The sequence below is a fragment of the Streptococcus pseudopneumoniae genome (genome assembly GCF_001072925.1).
In the GTDB taxonomy this organism is placed as follows: domain Bacteria; phylum Bacillota; class Bacilli; order Lactobacillales; family Streptococcaceae; genus Streptococcus; species Streptococcus pseudopneumoniae_Q.
Genome location: NZ_JVHE01000127.1, coordinates 1 through 22,189, shown reverse-complemented (window position 1 = coordinate 22,189; position 22,189 = coordinate 1). Strand labels below are relative to the sequence as shown.

22 protein-coding genes and 1 pseudogene are annotated in these 22,189 nt (G+C 36.1%); 9 read left to right on the top strand and 14 right to left on the bottom strand.

Annotated elements, in window-relative coordinates; all coding sequences use genetic code 11:
* Nucleotides 1-2: 2 nt before the first annotated feature.
* From ADH81_RS10110 to ADH81_RS10070, 9 genes are all read right to left on the bottom strand, one after another.
* The gene (locus tag ADH81_RS10110) at nt 3-842 is read right to left on the bottom strand and encodes a TPM domain-containing protein (protein ID WP_049528840.1); all 840 of its coding nucleotides are present in this window, start codon (nt 840-842) and stop codon (nt 3-5) included.
* Nucleotides 843-1,498: 656 nt separating this feature from the next.
* Nucleotides 1,499-1,777, bottom strand: coding sequence for a DUF5960 family protein (locus ADH81_RS10105; protein WP_049528839.1), 279 nt, complete (start codon nt 1,775-1,777; stop codon nt 1,499-1,501).
* The gene (locus ADH81_RS10100; RefSeq protein ID WP_049528837.1) at nt 1,770-2,132 is read right to left on the bottom strand and encodes a hypothetical protein; all 363 of its coding nucleotides are present in this window, start codon (nt 2,130-2,132) and stop codon (nt 1,770-1,772) included. The genes ADH81_RS10105 and ADH81_RS10100 overlap by 8 nt, the downstream gene beginning before the upstream one ends.
* Nucleotides 2,129-3,544: a Y-family DNA polymerase gene (locus ADH81_RS10095; RefSeq protein WP_049528833.1), complete on the bottom strand. Its 1,416-nt coding sequence runs from the start codon at nt 3,542-3,544 to the stop codon at nt 2,129-2,131. The genes ADH81_RS10100 and ADH81_RS10095 overlap by 4 nt, the downstream gene beginning before the upstream one ends.
* A 3-nt stretch (nt 3,545-3,547) precedes the next feature.
* Nucleotides 3,548-4,234, bottom strand: a complete 687-nt coding sequence (locus ADH81_RS10090; protein ID WP_049528830.1) for a helix-turn-helix domain-containing protein — start codon at nt 4,232-4,234, stop codon at nt 3,548-3,550.
* A gap of 149 nt (nt 4,235-4,383) precedes the next feature.
* Nucleotides 4,384-4,896, bottom strand: a complete 513-nt coding sequence (locus tag ADH81_RS10085; protein WP_049528827.1) for a GNAT family N-acetyltransferase — start codon at nt 4,894-4,896, stop codon at nt 4,384-4,386.
* A gap of 297 nt (nt 4,897-5,193) precedes the next feature.
* A complete protein-coding gene (locus ADH81_RS10080; protein ID WP_049528824.1) occupies nt 5,194-5,766 on the bottom strand; it encodes a DUF6287 domain-containing protein in 573 nt (190 codons plus the stop codon).
* Nucleotides 5,767-6,246: 480 nt separating this feature from the next.
* On the bottom strand, nt 6,247-6,867 hold the full coding sequence (locus ADH81_RS10075; RefSeq protein ID WP_049528823.1) for a hypothetical protein: 621 nt from the start codon (nt 6,865-6,867) through the stop codon (nt 6,247-6,249).
* Between the two features lie 49 nt (nt 6,868-6,916).
* On the bottom strand, nt 6,917-9,604 hold the full coding sequence (locus ADH81_RS10070) for an SEC10/PgrA surface exclusion domain-containing protein (RefSeq protein ID WP_049528821.1): 2,688 nt from the start codon (nt 9,602-9,604) through the stop codon (nt 6,917-6,919).
* A 132-nt stretch (nt 9,605-9,736) separates the two neighbouring features.
* On the opposite strand from ADH81_RS10070, the gene ADH81_RS10065 reads away from it, so the two are divergent.
* Nucleotides 9,737-10,075 (top strand): helix-turn-helix domain-containing protein, encoded by a 339-nt coding sequence (locus tag ADH81_RS10065; RefSeq protein WP_049528818.1) that lies wholly within the window; start codon nt 9,737-9,739, stop codon nt 10,073-10,075.
* 175 nt (nt 10,076-10,250) lie between these two features.
* On the opposite strand, the gene ADH81_RS10060 is transcribed toward ADH81_RS10065, so the two are convergent.
* Nucleotides 10,251-11,747, bottom strand: coding sequence for a hypothetical protein (locus ADH81_RS10060; protein WP_049528814.1), 1,497 nt, complete (start codon nt 11,745-11,747; stop codon nt 10,251-10,253).
* Between the two features lie 276 nt (nt 11,748-12,023).
* On the opposite strand from ADH81_RS10060, the gene ADH81_RS10055 reads away from it, so the two are divergent.
* From ADH81_RS10055 to ADH81_RS11595, 8 genes and pseudogenes are all read left to right on the top strand, one after another.
* Complete coding sequence (locus ADH81_RS10055; protein ID WP_049528813.1) at nt 12,024-12,416, top strand: hypothetical protein; 393 nt, start codon at nt 12,024-12,026, stop codon at nt 12,414-12,416.
* A gap of 72 nt (nt 12,417-12,488) precedes the next feature.
* Nucleotides 12,489-13,067: a hypothetical protein gene (locus ADH81_RS10050; RefSeq protein WP_239682098.1), complete on the top strand. Its 579-nt coding sequence runs from the start codon at nt 12,489-12,491 to the stop codon at nt 13,065-13,067.
* Nucleotide 13,068: 1 nt separating this feature from the next.
* A complete protein-coding gene (locus ADH81_RS10045; protein ID WP_049528811.1) occupies nt 13,069-13,791 on the top strand; it encodes an ATP-binding protein in 723 nt (240 codons plus the stop codon).
* 374 nt (nt 13,792-14,165) lie between these two features.
* A complete protein-coding gene (locus ADH81_RS10035; protein ID WP_049528807.1) occupies nt 14,166-15,563 on the top strand; it encodes a Rep family protein in 1,398 nt (465 codons plus the stop codon).
* 48 nt (nt 15,564-15,611) lie between these two features.
* Nucleotides 15,612-15,875, top strand: coding sequence for a helix-turn-helix domain-containing protein (locus tag ADH81_RS10030; protein WP_020900056.1), 264 nt, complete (start codon nt 15,612-15,614; stop codon nt 15,873-15,875).
* Between the two features lie 66 nt (nt 15,876-15,941).
* A complete protein-coding gene (locus ADH81_RS10025; protein ID WP_049528804.1) occupies nt 15,942-17,159 on the top strand; it encodes a site-specific integrase in 1,218 nt (405 codons plus the stop codon).
* A 546-nt stretch (nt 17,160-17,705) separates the two neighbouring features.
* On the top strand, nt 17,706-19,952 hold the full coding sequence (gene gshAB / locus ADH81_RS10020) for a bifunctional glutamate--cysteine ligase GshA/glutathione synthetase GshB (RefSeq protein WP_049528802.1): 2,247 nt from the start codon (nt 17,706-17,708) through the stop codon (nt 19,950-19,952).
* Nucleotides 19,953-20,088: 136 nt separating this feature from the next.
* A pseudogene (locus tag ADH81_RS11595) lies at nt 20,089-20,413 on the top strand (transposase); the annotation flags it as partial.
* A 292-nt stretch (nt 20,414-20,705) separates the two neighbouring features.
* Here the strand turns inward: ADH81_RS11595 and ADH81_RS10015 are convergent.
* The 4 genes from ADH81_RS10015 to ADH81_RS10005 all read right to left on the bottom strand — a co-directional run.
* Entirely contained in the window at nt 20,706-20,990 is a 285-nt protein-coding gene (locus ADH81_RS10015) for a hypothetical protein (RefSeq protein WP_014334291.1), read from the bottom strand.
* A 69-nt stretch (nt 20,991-21,059) separates the two neighbouring features.
* Nucleotides 21,060-21,194, bottom strand: a complete 135-nt coding sequence (locus ADH81_RS11560; RefSeq protein ID WP_000667627.1) for a hypothetical protein — start codon at nt 21,192-21,194, stop codon at nt 21,060-21,062.
* A gap of 43 nt (nt 21,195-21,237) precedes the next feature.
* On the bottom strand, nt 21,238-21,576 hold the full coding sequence (gene cadX, locus ADH81_RS10010; RefSeq protein WP_049528799.1) for a Cd(II)/Zn(II)-sensing metalloregulatory transcriptional regulator CadX: 339 nt from the start codon (nt 21,574-21,576) through the stop codon (nt 21,238-21,240).
* Nucleotides 21,577-21,587: 11 nt separating this feature from the next.
* Nucleotides 21,588-22,189: CadD family cadmium resistance transporter (locus ADH81_RS10005; protein ID WP_065427779.1), on the bottom strand; the 602-nt coding region annotated here is incomplete at its 5' end.

Genomic DNA, 22,189 nt, shown 5'->3' with positions numbered 1-22,189 from the left:
CATTACCAATCATCAGATGAACCTCCACCATCAAAGCCTCCGCCGTCCCAGCCACCAGAAGAATCTGAACCTGAGTCTGACCAAGATGAATCCGAATCGGATGAGTCACTAAACCACCATCCTCCGTCAGAGGAATCTCCTCCTCGGCCACCGCCGCCTCCTCTAATAATGGCTATAAATACGATAATGAAATAAATGATTATCCCTACTCCAAACACATTGTCCATAGGGTCACTGTTCTTACGATGACTAGACGAGCTACTATTGCGACTCGATTTTTTCCCACTGATGCTATCAGAATAACGTTTGATTTTAGAGGATTCATCAGATGGAAATGTTCCACTTCCTCTATAAAACTGATTGTCCAAGCCTTTGGCAATCGCTAGAATTCCTTTACCATAGTCACCAGTTTTGAAATCTGTACGGCTGGCTGCCAAAATCTGCTTGGTTTGATAGTCCGTTATTCTAATGGCGGTGTTATTACTGGTTTCAATTCTCGATTTACGGTCTTGAACAGCTACTACAATGAGACTTCCAAAATTATCTCCTGAATAGCCAATCTTCCAAGCCCTGGCAGTTTCATTAGCCACCGTTTCAATGCTTTCTCCTTCCAGACTATCTACGATATAGACACCTATTTGGAGCTTTTCTGCCTTTTTACTATTAGCTTCATTCAAATCACGAATTTGTGTGATAGTGTCCTCTGTCAAATAGTGATTTGGATCGTAGATACCATAGTCTGGTTTTTCAGGTGCTGTGAATGCTGATAAGAAGAGAAATACCATCAGCAATCCAAGGATACGCGCCAAGAAACTTTTCTTTAACAATCTATATTTTTTCATAATAACCTCCTTGTGCAAGGAAAATTGTTTAGAGAATTATAGCATTTTGATTTTTACAAAGAAAGTACATTTTCATTACAAATCTATGACAAGAACTAAGAAAATGATGTTTTTTTGATGACAAATCGGACTCTCTATTCTGCATTAAATGGTCTAAATTTCCACCATATTGACTGCAATCTCTAGAAGGAATAAGCAGAAGCACTCGGAACCAATCTTAGATAAATTTTGGATCTGTTGACAAGCCTTATTTCTTGGCATTATAGTTCATAAGATTTGCATTTCTTGATATCCAATAACTCATGACAAAAGAGAGGCTTTGAGAGGGAGGAATTCCTCTGTACTACACCCCAAAAAAATTTAACTTTCGGGGTCTATACATTCTTAAATCTACTAGTCTTTGTATTCTTGTGGAGAAAAATTTCAGATCCATAAAAAATTTTCAGAAATTTTTATTTTACAATATGATAAAAAATATAGTCATCGATATATTTATCTACTGATCAAACATTTTTAACGTTTTTTCCGTTATTCTCAAAAATTTCGAAATCACTTGATGAATTTATGATGTTTTAGCACTCTCTGTTAGGGGTGCTAATTCACTGGATAATTTATTTTCAAAATAAATATAGGCTTCATCTGTCGTAGCGTTCAAATTATCTATTCACATGCTTTTTATAGTGAAAACTTCTACATCCTACGCGACAATCTATCTCAAAATAATAATAATGATCTCTGCCATCTTTGGCATTTTCCTTATTTAAAACAAAGTAGTTCTTTTGGTTGATGGCCATGGTCCGTAGGATATCATCAATGAGAAAGGTCAGGGGTACATTCATGGTAGAGTATTTTTGAAAATCTTCCTCAAAACGAATGTAGTCATCTGAAAAATAGTCCATCTGTAGTTTGTTTTCATATAACTCTTTTCTAGTCATCAACTTCCTCCTGACAAAGTTGGATTGTGAGAATATCATCTACCCTTATTAATCGATAGCCTTCATCCGTTCTAACAGAGATTTCTTGAGGAGATAATTCTCTTACTTCACCCAATATGGTGCTTTTATGATTTTTCTCCTTGACCACAAAAGAGCCTTTTAGTTGATTTATATAGAGTTGAGAGAGCAAGAGCAACTTCTCAACTGGATTCAAATCTGTTGATAAATCGACACGATTTTTTTCTGCACTGAGTGAACTCGTATGCTCCGATAGAAAAAAGCCCATCCACTTCTGCATGCCTGGATCCTGATAATCCCTCGCGGATTGAAAGGGCAAATAAGAACGATCAATCATTTTAATCCATCTAATCCTCCAGCGGAATGCCCTCCGATCAGCTTACTTCTGACAATACTTCTCGATGCGTCTTCTAAGGCAGTCGCCTTCAAGAGAGAAGTAAATCCGAATCGTTCTCGAATGGAATCAATGGCAGTCTGGAGCCTTTCTTCTTTTTCTAGCTTGTCAACATCATCAAAAAGAGAAATTAAAGCAAAGGACTCGTCCACAAATCCTGAATAACTAACGGCAACACTTCTGACAGCCCCAGAAGTATATTTGCTATGGAATAATTTCAGTACATAACTGACTAAAAGACTGGTATTATTGGTCGGCTCAATCTTCATCTGGGTATGGATGGAACGTTTTTGTTCCCGCTTAGAAAATCCAAGATGAATAGACACAACTGTCGTCTTCTTTCTGGCCCGTCGAAGCCTGATAGCCACCTGCTCAGCCATCTCTCGGAGGATAATTTCGATGTCTCGCTGCTTGACATAGTCTCTCGGTAAAATTTGCGAATTTCCTAGACCGTGAGATTTGGCTTTATAGGGCTTATGAACATTACTCTCATCAATCCCATTAGCATGAAACCACAAGCGAAGTCCAGCTTGGCCAAGCTCCTTCTTCAGGACATCAGGATTGCTATTGGCTAATTCCTTAATCGAATAAATACCTAAGCTATTTAAACGCTTCTCCATCCGATGCCCAATCCCCCAAAAATCGGTCATCTTTGGAATAGACCAGACCTTATCCTCCACGTCCTGGTAAGACCAATTGGCTCGCATGGTCGGTGTGTGCTTGGCTTCATTATCCAAGGCCAACTTAGCAAGCAGAGGATTGGCATTCGACATACCGACTGTCGAGTAAATCCCGGTCTGTCGCCAGATATCTCTCTGGATACAAGCCGAAAGCATGTCCAGCTTATCTTTGCGAGAAATCTGCTGATCTGGGACAAAATAATTGAGCGAACTGGTTAGATCAATAAAGCCTTCATCAATTGAATAAGGATAAATATCATTAGGACTGCCATAATTCTGGAAAATGCGCTGAATTTCCATGTTGACTGCGATATACTTATCCATCCGAGGAGGGACAATGACGGTCACCCGAGCCCAATCTTCGATAAATTTCACATAGTCCGGGTCTGTCCGTAAGCCTTGTTTTTTGGCATTATAGTAGGAAAATTTACGTGTCTTAATATCAAAGGGCAGGTCATAGGCACGGCCTACATTTGCTTTCCCAAAAACCTTTTTAAACATAGGCGAGGAGGCAAGAATAAGCCCAACAGAATTATCCGCCCGGCTCATGACACAAAGGGAGGTTTTGAGGGGATGGAGTCCTCTTTCTACACACTCAACACTAGCATAAAAGGACTTCATATCGACAAAGGCAATATCACTTTGGGGCTCTCTGGAATAATCAAAGTAGCCCATAGATTATCCCTCCATGGGTACGAAATTGCCCACGATAATACCCACAATCCGCGGATCTTCTTCGTAAGAAATGAAAATATCCTTGTATTTAGGATTGATGGAGACCAAACGTAAGCCATCTTCTTCTCGGTAGACTCGTTTGATATAGGTCTGGTTATTGCAAACCACTGCATAGACAGCACCGTCATAATCAAATCCGGTCTCTCGAATCAGAGCCACGGAACCATTTTGATATTTAGGCTCCATGGAATCTCCAGACACCCAGGAAGCAAAATCGTGAGCTAGTTCTTCATTAAAGTAAACCGTATCAAAGTTTTGATTATCATAAACCGAAGCCCCAATCCCAGCCGACATGCGTTCATAAACATGATACTCGAAAAGTTTTTCTGAAATAGCAGTCACCTTCTTGGCTTGTTCTTCTTGAGCTAGGTTGCGAGCATAGACTACCACCTTTTCTTTTCCTTGATTGGAAAGGCTGTTATAAAGGCGAATAATTTCGATTTGGGTGAAATAACCTTTTGGTACTTTTAAAATATCTTCTAGTTGAGCAACCTTCTCTTTAGAAGGCTCCTTGACTCCACGTTCCCAAGCTGAATAAGCCTGAAAACTAATCCCAAGCTGCTCTGCAATCTCTTTTTGTGTTAACTTTAACTCTTTTCTCCGAGCCTTGAGTTTTTCTGGTTGGTACATGTTTTACCTCCTAGCGTGATGCTTTCATCGTAGGTTGACTTTGTTTTAAAAATTCAACCACTTTGGTTTAGTTTTATTATATAAAAAAAGTAGACGAATGTCTACTAGAAATATTAAGTTTTGGCAAACGACTGGTAATGATGATGATGCTATAGATTCCTTATCTCAAATACTGCCGTATGAATCCACTCGTTATTCATTTGAAAGTCATTTTCTATGATTTTACTAAAGGTGAAACCATTTTTTAAAAGCACTCTCTGAGAGGCCTGATTGTCCCTTGCCGTCCCTGCGATAATCTTATGTAAACCATAAGTAGTAAAGGCCTTTTCTAAAACGAGTTTAACCGCTTCACTTGCATAACCTAAATTAGTAACATTTTCTCCGATCCTATATCCAAGTTCTGCTGTTTTTCGATCATCCTCTAAGACACTTAAATTGATTCTTCCGACCATAGTACCTTGTGCATCTCTAATAAGATGCATGTAGACATCATGATTCTCTTGTTCCCTTAACAATTCCCTTGTAATTTCTTTAAAACCTTCTGAATCAAAATAGGTAGCTGGTCTAGGAGGTAAATTCCGCTCAAAATACTCCCGATTTTCTTTTTCAAAAGAATAAACATCTATGCTATTTTCTTCAGACATCAGCTCTAAACTTATCATTGTAAAACATTTCCTATCGTTCTCTAGATTCAAATTTACTCATATTTACACAAAGTGACATTTACAGAATTTAAAGACATATCTTTATCTTTTCATATCGTATATACATTATAACACAACATACTCTGAACAAAAATAATACCCGTCAAGGTCCTCATAAATTCCAACATCTTGCTAAACAGGTTGGAACGCCTATGGAAGCTATTTTTGAAGCATACTTGATTAACCTTCATAAAATGATCACAACTCACAAATAAAGAAGAAAACCACCTCAAATTTGATGAGATGGTTAATCATTTAGTCTACTTTATAAAAAACTTGTTCTGAGCTAGTTGGAGCAGCTTGACCAGCAGTAAGTCTGTTTTTACTTAAGTCAGAATCTAACCCATCTATAATAAGTCCAGCAGGGTAAACACTCATTCCATACCCTGTAAAACCAGATCTAACACTGAATTCAATAGTTCCATGGTTACCCATGCTCACTTTTTCAATATTTCCACTGTCTACTAGTCCATTTTTATCGAATGTAAACTCTTGGCCAAGCCCATTTCTCCACGTTCCAACTAGAGTAGAGAAATCTCCATTGAGAATAGCTTGCTCATCTATTTTTTGTGATTCAGCATTCGTTTGCTCTTCTTGTGTCGAAGGTTTTTCCTCCGTAGTCGTAACACTATCTTGAGTAGTCGTTGAACTAGTGATTGTTGTACTAGTCGCTGTCGTACTAGTAGTAGAAACCTGTTCTGTTGTAGCATTTACTGCTTCTGTATCTTTCTTATTATGATTAGAGAAGAACAAAGAACTTATCAGTACTATAGCAATCAAGCAACTTAACAGAATCAAAATCCATTTGATACCTTTTCCTATTTTCATTTATAACTCCTTAATATTATTCGTATTTAATTATATCATACTAAACTCATACTAGGAAGAAATTGTATAAGACAAAGACTATTGGTGTGAATTTTGCTTAAAATCATTAAAAAAACACCCCATGGTGTGAACCATGAAGTGTTTTGAAACGTTGATATAGTAGTGTTGATTAACGTTTTGAGAATTGTGAAGCTTTACGAGCTTTCTTAAGACCTGGTTGGGGCACCACTTATTTCATCTAATTTCAAAGTGCTTTAAAATCAACGCTTTCATAAGTTTTCAAAACATAAAATTTCAACTAATTTCAATCAATTTCATCAAAATAAGGTAAACTTTCATAAAAAATAAGCAAAAATCGAACCAGAATATCAAAAGTTTCCCTTATATAAAATTTTTACATATCAGAACAACACAATAGAAAAGAGAGCATAGCGCTCTCTTTTAAGTTATCACTATCCATGTTTGATGAATAACTTTTTCCTATCCCAGCAATGTATACTCTCCACTTTCCAACAAATCTATTACTTTTTGTACAAATTGTTTTGAAAGTAAATCTACAATATCTGCTCCACGAGTTTGAAAGTCTTCATCTATCTCTTTGATTTCTAATTGAGAATTTTTTGCTCTTTTTTCATCAATTGGAGAATGAAAACTATATTCACCTATTTCATAGTACAAAAAATAAAGATATTCTTTCTTACCTAAACTATAATCAAAAAATTCAATTTCCTTGTTCGTGCCATAGTCATAGTAACTATTTTCCCAAACTATAGCATTTCTTTTTTCGTTATATAGCTTTTCATAATTTTTTTCATAACTATAGACTCGTTGTTTTTTCTCTCCTATAAATTGCTTATGAATCATTGTTGGTTTATATTTACTCAATAGTTTTTCTTTCATATCATAGTATTTTTCCATATTTTCTTCAGCATTTTCAATGTTATTTTGTTGATGTAAATAATATCTTGCGTTTTTATATTCTTTTATCTTGTCACGATAGTTTTTAGCTCGCTTATTTACAGAGTATATACATTCTGCAATAATAGCACTAGTGAGTTCTTTTCGTTTAAGTAAATCTGAGTATTTTTTAGGAGTTCTCATATCATAGATCCTTTCATTTATTAAAAAGAGGGGGAACCCCTCTTTCTTGCTATCTAAATTTTCGTTTCCCTACCAAAGCAAGTAGTCCAACACTTGCTCCAAGCAATGCTAAAAGTCCTGAATCCTTTGTTCCTGTATTTGGAAGTTGTTTCTTAGGTTCTGCTTTTGCATTTGTAGCTTGTGCAGGAGCTTGATATGTTTTATCGTCTTTAGTTCCTACGGTTACTTTTTCTGCTGTGTAATCCACCACGTTACCTTTACCATCTACCACTGGTACTGGTTTATACCCCAAGTGTTCAAGCTCTTTACGTTTTTCTTCTGCAAGTGCAGCCAAGCGTTTTGCTTCTGCTTCTTCAAACTTAGCTTTGGCAGTTTCGTAAGCAGTTTGAGCTTGACCTGCTGCAAGGCTCTTAGTTTCATAATCTACTTTGGCTTCGTTTTGTGCTTTATAAGCCTCTTTAAGCTCTGCTTCTGCTTTTTCAAGCTCTGCTTTTACTTCTGCCAAACGAGTGTGCGCACCGTTAAGGTCTGCAAGTTCTTTTTCAGCTTGTTTAACTTCTTTTTGTGCATCTTGAAGTGCTTTCTTAGCAAGAGATACCGCTTGGGCTTTGCTTGTAGCAATCGCTTCAAGCTCTTTCATCTTGTCTTCTTCTGCTTTAAGCGCTTCTTGTGCAGTTTTAAGAACTTGTTCAGCGTCTTTCAATTTTGCTTGTGCATCTTTAAGAGCTTCTTCTTTAACAGACTGTGTAACAGTCAAATTGTTCACAAGAGCATTAGCATTAGAAAGAGTAACTACTGCCATATCATGACGTTCTTTTGCGTTATCAAAAGCTTTTTGTGCGTTGGCAAGTGGGCTTTCACCATTTTTCAAAGCAGTCAAATTAGCTTCAGCGTTTGTAAGAGCAAGTTTAGCATCTGATTCTGCTTTTGTTTTCGCTTCAAATGTAGCTTGTGTGTTATCACGAGCAGTCATAGCATCAGCAAGTGCTTGACGAGCTTCGCTCAATTTACGCTCAATCACTTCATCGCTAAGTGGGTTTGCAATAGGTGTTTTATCCCATTTAGAACCGTCTACATAGTCACTACGAATAGCAGTCAAGAAGTGGGTAGTATAGAAGTCGTCTGTTTTACTTTGTGCTACACCACCGAAGTAGATAGTTTCGTGAGCATGGTCGAACTGAAGGATACCCTCTGTGTGAGCGTAGTCGCCCTTAGTAGACACCAACATCACAAGGTCATCATACAACTTAGCTTTCATTTCGCCAAGAGTTTTACGGTAAACCCCATCAGCATCGTCAAAGTTATGGAAAGAATAAGTCGTTACAGTGTTTTCATAATACTGTTCACCCTTGCTTTCTTCCTCGGCATCTGTTGTAGGCAGACCATATTCTTTGGCAACCTTGTTGATACCGATAGCATAGTGTCCGACACCACCTTTAGCACGGTAGTCATCTTTCATTGCTTTAGAGAAGTTTGCTTTCAAATACTCTTTTGCAACCTTATCGGCAAATTCAAGAGAAGTTTTTGAAAGAACTACATCAGACAAACCAAGTTGACGGCGCATTTGGTTGATAAGGTCTACTACATAGTAGTTCAACTCATCTTTAATCTCTTGTGGGAGATTGTTAATGTCATAACGAGTTTTATCAGTTTGATCAGCTTTGGTTGGAACGTATTTATTCAGTTTCTTGTGTTCTACTTGAGCATTCACAATCTTATTGTAAAGTTCCATAGTACGTTTATCACGGTCTTCTAAACTCCAAGAACTTGTATCTTGGTCGTTATAAGCCATATTTTCTTTCACTGCTTGAATGAAAGCTGGTGAAAGAGTGATGGTTTGTTTCTTAGAGCTATCTTGAAGAACATCAAGAGTAGATACCGCTTGGTTGTAAGTAGCAAGAGCATTATCACGGTTAGCTTTCGCTTCTTTAGCTTCTGCTTCTTTAGCTTCTACATCTTGTGTAGCAGTTTTAACAGTGGTTTCTGCTTTTTTGAGTTGGTCAGCAAGTTCACCATCCAATTTCTTAGCAGCATCAAGAGCTTCTTGTGCATCAGCTTGAGCTTGTTTGCTTGTAGCTTCTTCTTTAATCGCTGCGTCTTGTTTCTCTTTAGCGTCAGCAAGACCAACACCATTTAAAGCATCCTCCGCAGTTTTCACTTCTGCTTTAGCATCAGTAACTCCATTTTGCGCTTGTGTGACTTCTGCTTGCTTAGTACCAACTGTTTTACCTTGAATAGCAACATTACGGTCTGCATCATCTTGTTCAGTTTGCGCAGAAGATACCCCTTGTTCAGCAGTTGGAACTTTTGCTTTAGCAGTTTCCACTTTCTTCTCAGCATCTTTGATAACTTCAGGTGTTGCTTTGTCAGCAATCTTTTGAGCATCTGCTTGGTCTTGTTTCAAGTCTGTTACTGTCTTTTCTGCCTTATCAGAATTTTCATTCGCTTGATCCAAGACTTCTTTTGCCTTATCTGCATCTTCTTGAGTTTGTTTAGCAGTAGCACCAAGTTCAGCGACTTCTTCCTTAGTAGGAGTTTTCACTTCCACTTTCTTAGGTGCTTCTTTCTCTACCAAAGCTGGTTCGGTTTGAGCAGTTGTAGGCAATGGAAGCTCTACTGTATCTGCGTGAGCAGTTCCGATTGTGCCGACAAGACCAGTTGCTGCGATGGCAGAAATAACTGTACCCGTATACAATTTTTTAGCAGTACCATGACTATTTTTCGTAGTTTTTGACATTTATAAACTCCTTTTGTACAATGCCCTATGCATTTTATTAAATTATAGTACTATTTTACCATACTTTTCTTGTTTTTGGATAGTTTATTATACTTATTTTTAGCGAAAACAGATAGTAAAATGGTAGATAACATGGAATACAATAAATTACAAAAGCATATCGCATTTCGCATACGTGAGTGCAGAAAAGCACAGGGATTAAGTCAAGAAAAATTATCTGAAATCGCTGGACTAGGTGTTAAAGCGATTCAAAATATAGAAAACATGAAGTATGATTTTAAGATAAAAACTCTTGAGTCCGTAATCAAAGCCCTAAATCTAACAGTAGAAGAGTTCTTTAATCTACAATCATATGAATCAGAAAGAGAAGACTCCCCAGAAATACTTTTTGAAAATTTAACAAAGTTACCAAAAGAAAAACAAGGAAAAATTGTATCTTCATTTAATGAAATTGTAAAAAATATAAAGTAGAAAATTATTTTATAAATATCAACAAAAATTCCTCCACGAGATAATATTGTGGAGGAATTTTTATCGAAACATTAATAGATACTTCTTATTTACATAAAATTAGCATTATTTATTAAATAAGTCCAAAATAATAATCGGATAATCGTTTATATTTGAGTAGTTAATTTTTTGTCAATTATAAATAGATATTATCATAATGATTAGCTTCTTTAATTCTATCAAAAAAGGTTCTACTATTTTGATTTAGTAACTTCTCATAAGTTCCTAAAACTTTAAAATGATTATGATCTTTTTGAAGTTTTGATAGAGATTTAACCTTAATTTTAATAGTTCTATCCTTAATTGTTACATTTACATTATAAAAGTAATTAATTATATGAAACCATTGATTATATTCAACATCCATCAACGCTTTACGATCCTTCGATATACTTTTACCTTTTCTTATAGTATTATTACTAAACTTGGGTAACTGACGAAATGCTAAATTTATATTTTTATTTGACCTATAAATTAAATTTATACAAATTTTTTGTTTAACAATAGCAACATTACTAGATATGCTAGTTTTTTTAATTGTTTGTATCACTTCTTTAGATACTTTTTTCTTGCCCTTTCCATCTAAAACAAGCTTTTTATCTTTAAATATATTCTTTCTAGGCAGTTCAGTTTTCAAATACTTACTATTACTATTTGGAGATTTGCAATAAAATCTATGATTCGTTAATCCCTTGAATTTATTCTTATGAATAATGTAACCTGATGCTTTATTTGGTTTTAAATCATCCCATTCCATTGAAAATTCCTGTTCTTTCGTAATATTAAGAAATTTATCAATAAGTTCAACTTCAGAAGGATAATTTAGATCGAAAACATACCCCTTTGAACTTAATAAGGATAAAAATTTCTCGAATTGTTTTCTACTCAATCTTAAATTATCACCCGATACTTCTTTAAGAATATTGTTAATTATACTCATTTCTTTTTTATAAGAATTTTTATTCAACCTAGTTCCTAAGTTTCTTTCCACCTCTCTCTTTATTTGTTGATTTAAATCACTATCTACACTGTTAGCCAATATCTTTAAAGAAGGTAATAAGAAATGAGTTAAATTATAAATATCGCATAGCATAGCTACTTCAAGTGAGTCTTCTTTACTATTTTTGTCCTTCATTAAGTACTTTGAAAACTGTTCTTCTAAAACTTTTTTTAAAAAATAATCATTGAACATCTCATGAGCAACAGGCATTTTATCAAATGCAAATAATAATTTTAATCTACTTGATTCTTTTTTAGGCTCATCTTTACACCATTTTGCTAAGGTATCTTCTGATTCTGGGGCTAATCCTTCAAAATATTTATCTAAAAAAGCTCTTCTCGAATAAGATTTACTTTTTTTATCTCTCTTTCGTTGAGCATCTATAATTCTGTTAAAGTTTTCTAATAAAAAATCTTTTTTAACATCTGGAAATCTTTTTTTATTTATAAACTTCGCCAATTCATTCATAGAAATTTCTTTTTCAGAAATATCATTATATTGTATTTTTTGTAATAACTCATCAGAAGATATTTCTTGATCTGGGCTAATCTGATTTTTTAAAAAATCTACTATATCTCTAACACTAATTTTTCCAGGATAAAATTCGGAATTAAAATAATCATATTGATTCATAACACACCTACTATCTAAAATAAAAATGAGATGTACGTTGCTTTTCAAGCTCACATACTTAAGTTTTAAATATCAGACAACTTTATCTCACTACAATAGTATACCATTTTATAAGACTTTGTATTTTATAAAATTAGAACTGCGGAATTTATTTCAAACCCGCATCTCAAGGAGAATTAAAAAGAGATATACTATAGGTGTAGTCTAAGTTATAACTTTTTACTCGTCAGCATTCGCGATAGTCTGACCATGAATTTTTTGACAAGGAGAATTAGTATGTCAAAAGAAAACAAATTAACCGTGGGCAACCACACTAGCTCAAAAGCATTTTTAGATGCTTTGTTAACTTCTGTTACAGTGCCAGCAACAATAAAAGTTGTTGACAAAAACTATGGTATTATAAACGAAGGTCAAGAAAATCAACGCCCTTGGGCATCTCTAACATGCGTAGATGTCAAACTCTATGAACAGTTCGCTAGCATTAATCAAGAATCTTACTGTCCAACTTTTAAAGTCAAGTTGAAAAACTATCAAAACGAGAGCTTAGATGGTTTGATCAATACTGATATCATACTTAACAAGTATGACTTGTCATTTATTCTTGACAAGTTGAAGCAACCGGTCGGACTCGCTCTTGTAGCTGAGCTTGCTGATATTTCATTAAAATAAGTGATAAAAATAGTGAGTTATCATCTGCATTGTGTAGATGATAACTACTCACTATATGACGAGGTAACATATATGTTGATAAAAATATCCTTCTATCTTATCCTTGCATCGCTTGTGTGGCAAGGTTTGAATGTTGTATACATTTATCTAAAGAGACAGTTTCTTCTACTATCAAATGAAGTTGTTGATAACAACGGAAATATATGGGAGCAATGTCTCTTGCTATCGGGAAATCAAGTTAGGATTTTAAAAAATTTGATTCAAGAGTTAATTTATTGGCAACTAAACAAGACAATTGACAAGCAATTACAAGCTCGAAAGGCTACTGTCTTACAAAAAGTAGTTAATCATCTCAATCAAAACTTATATCAGGATTTACAGTTAAAAACTATAAATCCTGCTACTACTGGTGGTGTAGATATTTGGGTTTATCTGGCAAACAACTTAAATGATGATGAACAATTGTCATTAGAAAACTACTTTGTAGGTGTTATTGCTCTATACACTAATGAGTTTGCATTAGATGTACTAACTGTTGAACTGACCGCAGGTTCTGGCTGGGTTGCTAAATTCGATGTCAAAACGAGTGGAGAGGCAGTATACAATCGAATGACAAGACAGACGAAAGTCAGTTACGAAGAGGACTTCTAGCATGATCAAAAACGTTTTTGACGTCAACAACAGGGGACACCCATCCCCTGCAACCGTTGACATTAACCGATTTTTCGCATGGATTATTGCAGGCCCGTCTGGTTCGGGAAAATCCACTTTTTTGAGAAGACTTTTAGGACTCATTTCATTTCATGATACAGATGCTGAAGCTTACTTTCTCGATTTTAAAGCAGATGAAGAGATGTTTCCAATGACTAGCAATCATGTTGCAAGAGGCTTTGACTGTCTAGAACTATTTGAAACAGTCTGCCAACGCTTTGAAAATAGACTTAATAAACAAGAAGAAAACTCCCATAATCTTTACTTGATTTTTGATGAGTGGCAGGCTTTCCTTGCTTATTTAGAACAAACAGATAAGAAGAAACATAAAGATGTTTTATCAAAAATGTTGATGATGAATAGCATGGGTAGAAGTTTAGGTTTACGAATTATTTTGTCTAGTCAGCGTTTCTTGATGTCTGATTTACCAGGTCGTTATAACTTCAACTGTATAATTTCATTGTCTACTAGTTTTCTCATGTCTACCAACAACAGGCAACTCCTTTTTCCTGATATGGAAAAAGATGAAGTTGTGGTAAAACCACGAGGATATGGCTATTTCCAACTTGAGGGAGAATCTGTCAAGATGTTTCGTACTATTCAAGTAAGAGACAAGGAACGGTTAAATCAACGGATGCAAGAGCTATTTTCAAGGTATAGCTAGCGTTTTTTCTGCTACACTTGTTAGGTGCGACAGTAAGTTTATTTTGAAGTTTCATCATCGGTTTAGTGTCGGCACGACCTTATTAGCAGGAAAATGCCTATTCGCAAGGGCTTGAGGGGTGGAGATTTTTTAAGCGCAACGATGCCGAAGGCAAGGAGTGAAGCGACAAAAAATACTACCCCATCCCTTGCTGAATTGGCAAGCGTTCTCGGGTCGATGATTTATCATCGGGCAGGAGAGGCTGGGGTTTGGGGCAAAGCCCCAAGAGTATCTGAATTTAATTTTAATTATTTCTAACGCGTGTTAGACTGGGCTTGTCGATAGTCTAACACTGAAATAATTTAAAAAATAATTAGAAAAGAGGTTTAATTATTATGACAAATACAAAAAAGGAAGCCCTTTTAACATCAGTGCTATTAACGCAACAATTCTCAAATGGCTTCTGGGATAATGACTGGAATAAAGAACTACTTGAATCAGCGGATATTGAAAAAATTCTTGAGGAAATTGTCAGAAGAGTTAGTAAAGTTGCAACAGTTTCTGAAGCATATGCAATTAAGCATGATAAGGACACATCTGTAGAATTCGACAAAGAACTTCAAGAAACAACTACTGAACTTGCCGAACCACATATTCATGCTTTGCTCAAGTTTGATAAAGGCAAAGGTGCAACACTATCTACTTTAGCGAAAAAAATCGGATTAGCAAAACAGTATCTCGAAAAATCAAAGTCTGGAAGATATGGCTACGATAACTTGTTAGCATACTTAATTCATGCAAAAGATAAAGATAAATATCAATATAGCCCTGATGAAGTAGTTACTCTAGCAGGTAAAGACTACTTAGAAGTATATCACAAAAGGAAAGAAATCTGGCTTAAAGGAAAAGCCAAAAAAGAGGTAAACCAAACCTACGAAGATATTGACTTGCTTATCGATAACATTCTAAACGAGTATATCACCAAAAATGAAATACTTCTTGAACAGAAATATCGCACACTGTATGCAGTACACAAAGCTAGAATAAACGATACATTTCGTACTGTCGGAGAAATCAAAGGAACTCGTACTAAATATGAGTTAGATAACGGAGAATTTAAAAAAACCATTCTCTTCATTCATGGTAGTACTGGTCTTGGAAAGTCAACCTTTGCAAAAGAGTTATCCAAAGCCATCATTCAGTTGGCAAAACTAAATACTCAAAACTGGCAATCAGTAGTGACTGCTGCCACAAACATCTTTGACGAGGTAAACGGAGAAGAGATCCTTTTTCTTGACGACGTTCGAGGAGATAGTTTAACCGCGTCAGATTGGCTAAAACTATTAGACCCCTTCAACATAAGCCCAATTTCTGCACGCTATCAAAATAAGATGGGAGCAGCAAAAGTTATCATTATCACCAGTTCGAAATACCCACTAGATTTCTTTTACAACACAAAAGGGAACGATAGAGAAGACCTATCACAGTATGTTAGAAGAATTGAGTGTCTGGCTACAATAAGAGGAAATGATAAAAATCCTAAGTTTTATGTATCATATCCTCAACGAATGGAAGAACCTGTAAAAACTATCTTAGAAAATGAGCAGGAAGTTTCCTTATCTTATGACTTTGCAAATGATTCGTTACTTAATAGTAGACAGGATTTATTATCAACATTGCTTTCTAAAATAGCGATTAATAATCAGTGGGATATCTTAGAATTAGGCAAATCAAAAACCCCATCCGAAACTTTGGCGAGCGAGGACGAGGTTGCAGATAATCAAGAAAAGTAAGTAGGGTATCTCTTGATACCTCTATTATATCATACATTGGAGGAACAGATGCAAGTAATTCTACCAGATGAACAAGTTCAACAAATTCAGCTCCTACTTGCTGAACTTATCAAGAAAGAAATTGAAAACAGATTGAACAATAGTAACCTTGAAAGTCCGTTTTTAAACAAACAACAGGCTTGCCACTACTTGGGTATCTCAAACAACACTCTAGACAGTTGGATCAAACGAGGACTGCCTGCAATAAAAATTGGTAAGACTATACGATTTAATAAAGAAGCCATTAACTCATGGCTCTACTCACAAAACTAGAAATATCTATATTTTTGTTTTATAATAGTCATGATATTTTCTGGTTCGATATACAAGGAGAATATCATGACTATCAGTAAGACAAAAAATGGAACTTATCGCTTAAAAGTCTATATCCCAATTGAAGCACGAATGCCTCTTGGAATTGTCAATAGCAACTATTACGATAAGCGATTTAAAACTAGAAAGGAGGCAAGGCAAGCTGAGATAGACTTGCTTACCAAGTTAAATCAAATAGAAGATAATGAATTTTCAGGACTTGCAAAAGGAGATATTCTTTTCTCAGACTTCTATAACAATATCTGGTGGGACTCTTATAAAGCAGGACAAACTACATCTACTTCTAAGCCACCAAGCAGGTCAACAGTTGCAAATACCAAAACCTGTTTTGAAAAACATATACTACCACTTCTTGGAAACTATACGATACAGTTTCTAAATCAAAATAAGCAAGTTATCCTAAATCTAATGACATCTAAAGCTGATGAATATGCGAACTTCAAATCTTTACGTAGCTATGTGATTTCCATTTTTGATTGGGCAGAAGAACTTGAATATATAGAAGCTAATAAAGTTGCAAAAATATTAAGAAGAATAAAAGCCACTAAAAAGATTCAACTTGCAGAGTCAAAGAGAGAGGAAGATTTATATCTAACTCATGAACAACTCCAAGAATGGTTCTCAGCATTTCAAGAAGATTTAGACAATGATAAAATAACCCTTAAAGATTATGTCCTATTTTATCTTACTTTTTTCTTAGGCGATAGAAAATCTGAAACCTATGCTCTTCAATGGAAACATATCGATTTTTCAAAATCACAGATTCAGCTAATTCAAGCTTTAGATAGATATGGAAAAGTAAAATCTACTAAGGGAAATAAGAAAACTATTTTCTCTATTTCTAATGACTTACTTCAACTTCTTACCTCTTGGAAAGAGCAACAAAAATATGAACTAGCAAAGTTTGGCATCATCAGTAATCCAGAACAATTTGTTTTTACATATATCGACACAAGAGGAAACATCAACAAGCCTTTACATGCTGACTATCTAAACAATAAAATGAAAAGCATCAGAAAGCGACATAAAGAGCTGGCACATGCTACACCTCATAAACTGCGACATACAGGAGCCACGCTTGCTAAACAAGCAGGAATGAGCTTAGAAGCTATCTCTGAGGCTCTAACACACAGTGACACAGGAACAACTCAGATTTATGTCAATACTTCTAATGTAGTTCCTATAGCAGTTGGTGAATTTGCTTTAAAGTCTCTAAAACAATAAGGTGAAAATAAGGTAAACTTTGAGGTAAACTTTTCAAAAAATACGAAAAAAGCACCCATAAGGTAAACTTTTGAGTGCTTTGAAACGTTGATATAATCGTATTGATTAACGTTTTGAGAATTGTGATGCTTTACGAGCTTTCTTAAGACCTGGTTTGGAAAGTATGGATTTCAGTTGGACTAAAAACAGCGTAATATAACGGCTTTTCAGAACTATATCTACTAATTAATTTCATAAAATATGAATCATTATTTTTTAAATAGGGGAATAGTTTAGGTCTGTAAGAATTAACTTATACACTTACAAGGTTTATTCTGATCGACTTTATAACTGTCTACGAAAAAAAGACAGAAATGAGAGATTGAGTGTGGGGAAAAAACTATTAGGTGTAGTTTCAATACTTCTACTAATGCTTTTGCTTATATTTAATGCAAGTAAATAGTCAATTCGTCCGAGCATTTCCTTCTCCATCTCCGTAGCAGAAAGTTGAGTTTATTTAACAAACTGATAAAATAATAGAGAAACTAGTTATTTCGAGGCCCAATCATGAACCTATCAAACGTATTTCAAAAATTATCCCCAAATACTCCCATCTTACAAGCTACCTTTGGTCTGGAGCGCGAATCTCTACGAATCAATACTGAAGGCCGTGTCGCTCAAACGCCACACCCTGAAAAATTGGGTTCTCGCAGTTTCCATCCCTATATCCAGACAGATTATAGCGAACCTCAACTAGAGCTCATTACACCGGTAGCACAGTCGACCACGGAAGCTCGTCGCTTCCTCGGGGCCATCACCGATGTGGCTATTCGCTCAATGGATAAGTCAGAATATCTTTGGCCTTTATCCATGCCACCTGTGATTGTAGAAGAAGAGATTCAGATTGCCCAGTTGGAAAGTGACTACGAGTATCAATACCGAGTTGGTTTGGCAGAACGCTACGGCAAATTGCTCCAGTCCATATCTGGAATTCACTATAATTTTGAACTCGGCAAAGATCTGACCCAACAGCTCTTTGAAGTCAGTGACTATGACGATTTACTGACCTTCAAGAATGCCCTCTATCTCAAGTTAGCTCAGAACTTCTTGTGTTATCGCTGGCTCTTGACCTACCTTTACGGAGCAAGCCCGCTAGCAGAAAAAGGGTTTTTGACAGATGAAATTGGTTGCGTGCGGTCGATTCGTAACTCCAACTACGGCTATGTCAATGCCCCCGATGTTCACATTTCCTTCTCTTCACTGGAGCAATACGTGACCGACATCGAAAACGCTGTTGGATCTGGGCAACTGTCCGCCGAAAAAGAATTTTACTCTGCCATCCGTTTACGCGGTGCTAAGACTAGCCGGGACTTTTTGACTAAGGGCATCTCCTATCTAGAGTTCCGCAACTTTGACCTCAACCCCTTTGAGCCACTGGCAATCAGCCAAGAAACACTAGACACCACCCACCTCTTTGCACTCGCACTCTTGTGGCTAGACGATATGGAGCAAGTCGACGAAGAATTGGCAGTAGCTGCTACTCTCAACAACCAAATCGCTCTCAGCCATCCCCACACACCACTTCCTAAAGAGGCTGACCCTAAACCTATCGTGACAGCCATGAAGGACATCGTCGCTCACTTTGGACTGGATGACTATTATAGCCAGCTTATCACTAAGGTGGAGGCCTCTCTTCTTGATCCACGTTTGACCCTTTCTGGAAAAATAGCAGAGCAGGTTGAAGAAGGGTCCCTTGAAAAATTTGGCCAACAACAAGGACAAGCCTTTCATGACTATGCTTGGACAGCACCTTATGCCCTCAAAGGCTATGAAAACATGGAACTCTCCACCCAAATGATTCTCTTTGACGCCATTCAGCTGGGCTTGAACGTAGAAATTTTAGATGAGGAAGACCAATTTCTCAAACTCTGGCATGGTGACCATGTGGAGTACATTAAAAATGGCAACATGACATCCAAAGATAACTACGTAATTCCACTGGCCATGGCTAATAAGGTTGTGACCAAAAAGATTTTGGACAAGGCTGGTTTTCCAGTACCTGCGGGAGCAGAATTTGCTAACAAGGACGATGCCTTGCGGTACTACGGACAAATAGCCAACTCTGCTATTGTTGTCAAACCCAAATCCACCAACTTCGGTCTGGGCATTTCCATCTTCCAAGAGCCAACAAGCCTTTCTGGCTATGAAAAAGCCCTAGACATCGCCTTTTCGGAAGATAGCCATGTGCTAGTCGAGGAGTTTGTGGCAGGGACCGAGTACCGTTTCTTTATCTTGGATGGAAAATGCGAGGCTGTCCTGCTCCGCGTCGCGGCCAATGTCGTAGGCGACGGAAGCTCAAGCATCCGAGAATTAGTCGAAAAGAAAAACCAAGACCCTCTGCGTGGTCGCGACCATCGCTCACCTCTTGAAATCATCAATCTGGGTGATATTGAATTACTCATGTTGGAACAGCAGGGTTACACACCTGATACAGTCTTGCCTAAAGGTAGCCAAACCTTTCTGCGTGGTAATTCTAATATCTCAACTGGAGGCGACTCCATTGACATGACTGACCAGATGGGCGAGAGTTACAAACAACTAGCTGCCGATATGGCGACTGCTATGGGGGCTTGGGCCTGTGGAGTCGATTTGATTATCCCAGACTACACCAAGCCTGCTAGTAAGGAGCTACCAAATTGCACCTGTATCGAACTCAACTTCAATCCTGCCATGTACCTGCACACCTATACTTACGTAGGGCCAGGACAACGTATCACACCGAAAATTTTACGGAAGTTGTTTGGAGAGATATGAGAATAAGATCAGAGATTTTCTGAGCTTACTTTTTTATATTTGATAAATGGTAAAATATAGTGCAACAAAAAACTCATAGAGCCCAATCTCGTGTAAACTGTAAGTAACCACACTAAACAGAACACGGGAGAAATCTATGAGCTACCATCATATTACCATAATTGAGCGAATTAAGATAGAGACTTACCTAGAATTAGGTCTCAAACTCTGCCAAATAGCTAGAAAATTAGGCGTTCACAAATCAACCTTCTCAAGAGAATTAAGTGTTGTAATGACACTTACTCTGCACAAGCAGTACAAACACACAATGAACAATTGGCTAAGCAGATGAGAAGAAAATCGAGTTAGACTCCTGTGAATTGAAGTAGGAAATTAAAGAGCGATTACAATCTTCATGGTCTCCAGAACAAATTTGTAGTCGTTATCAACTTGAAAATAGGTCCATGGTGTCCTTCAAAACCCAATTTGTAAAATTAAGCTAGAAAAAAAGCATCTCGTATTTTTGATACGAAATGCTTTTAATAAATGTAAATAAGTTTTAACGTTTACTAAATTGTGACGCTTTACGGGCCTTTTTCAAGCCTGGTTTGGAAAGTATGGATTTCAGTTGGACTAAAAACAGCGTAATATCAAGGATTTTCTGAACAATATCTACTTTTTAATTTCATAAAATCTGAATCAATATTTTTAAAATAGGGAATAGTTTAGGTCTCTAAGCATTAAAATAATACACCTAACTTTGGTCACCGTTTTTTAGTTATTCACTCTTTTTTCGGATAGTGTTTTTAAAGTTATGATGTAAAATGCCGCAATTAAAACACTATACATCATAATCGGAGGATAGAGAATTAAGGACAGAATCAATCCCACTCCTTTAATTATTAGGTCAGGTATCAATAACTTCCTATATTGTGCGGTAGCTTCAAGTAATTCTTTCTGATCTATATTGGGTTTATCAATTACTTTATGTAAAAACCAGTTTGCTACCGTTGAAACAATAACGATCAGTCCATAAAAGAGCTGTGCCGTATGATTCATGAAATGACTACTAACTATTCCAGTAGCATAGGGCATAAATGAAACAAAAAATAAAAGATACAAATTCTTTCAAATTTCTTCCTTTTCAACTTGGCTAACTTGACCTGCATTACCTAGGTCGCTTTGCTTTAAATTATACTTTTTTCTTAAACATTTGATACGAGTAGGTATTTCTTGTGAGTAATTTTCATCAAAAAATTTCATATATAATCTCCCTATAATCATGGAAAAGTAGTAAAAATAGTTGTTATCCTAGTTGATTAAAAAAATCTCTGATTTCCTCATCCTTTATAAAATAATATATAATTTTCCCCTCTCTTCTAGTGTCCAAGATGTTTTGATTGGCTAGTTTACGAAGATGGTGGGAGGCAGATGCCATACTGAGATTTAGTAAACAGGCTATATCACAGACACAGAGTTCTTCAACAGCAAGGAGATAAAAGATGATATTTATCTGTTTATTATCGGTAAATTTTGATAAAATGCGAAGTGATTTTTGGACTTTTTCCTTTCCAAGGTAGTTCGTTGCGGTTGTAACATTTTGTTGATTAATAACATCCACTTGACAGATACTATCTTTTTTCATAATTTTTTCTCCTAGCCTAACACAGCCCATAGCATGTCAAAGCTGTTGTTTTCAATCAGGATATACATCCCCAATCCTAAATAGACAACGGCAATAAACCATCTGCTATATTTTTCCAAAGTTTCTCCAACAGAAGGGACTTGTGCTAATTTTTGGGCAGAAAAAACCAAGAGATAAATCATGACTAGAAAAGTAAGTAAAGTAACTATCAAATTCGCTAAATTTAAGGTGGTAAAATATGGGACAAAGACACCAATATTGTCAGCGCCACAACTTGCAAAAGTAATCATAGCGACTAGAAAAATCAGGTTTTTATTGTCTTTTCGCAAACCATCTTTTGCAATAGCTTCTCCATCAGAATCTCCTAAAAGCAAAACTTTGAGGCCTAGGAAAATTGGAATCAAACCGAGTAAACCTAAAATCTCTTTACTAGGAATATAATTTAAGACAAATGCAAAAAGCAAACTTAGGAATATTAGACTAACAGAGCCTAGAAATTGTCCTAAATAGATGTTAATGATGTCCTTTCTGCTTTTTCTTTTGGCAAAAAATAACATTAGGATAATAAGTAAGTCTACGGCTGTCCCAGAATACAGGATTATTGAAGTAACAA